The organism is Streptomyces sp. NRRL WC-3618, assembly GCF_001280005.1.
GTDB lineage: Bacteria > Actinomycetota > Actinomycetes > Streptomycetales > Streptomycetaceae > Streptomyces.
On the sequence record NZ_LGDW01000350.1, the window covers coordinates 1 to 317 of the forward strand.

A 317-nucleotide genomic window follows, 5' to 3' on the forward strand; every position below is an offset into this window, starting at 1 on the left:
CAGTGCTGCGTTCACCGCGGTGAAGGCGCGGCACTCGGTGCGGCCGTCGATGAAGTACGTGTGGTTGTAGCCGGTGCTCACGGCGTCCTCCGCGGGTGGGTGAGGTCCACGCGGATCACGGGGACGGTGCTGTCGGGGTCGGCGTCGTGGAGGAGGTGCCGCTGCTCGGCGAGCGCGCCCTCGTGCAGGCGGCGCATGCGGGCGGCGGAGGCGTCCAGGGCGGCGGCGAGGACGGTCAGGTCCGTGGCGGGCGGGGGCGTCATTCCGAGGCGGCGCCAGTGCGTCAGCTCGGCCTCGGCGGCGACCCGCTCCAGGGC

At 75.1% G+C, this 317-nt stretch carries 1 protein-coding gene; it reads right to left on the reverse strand.

Annotation, left to right across the window (positions count from 1 at the left end; translation table 11 throughout):
* Positions 1–77: 77 nt before the first annotated feature.
* Positions 78–317 (reverse strand): hypothetical protein (locus ADL01_RS26225; RefSeq protein WP_159049632.1); only part of this gene is annotated, 240 nt, incomplete at its 5' end.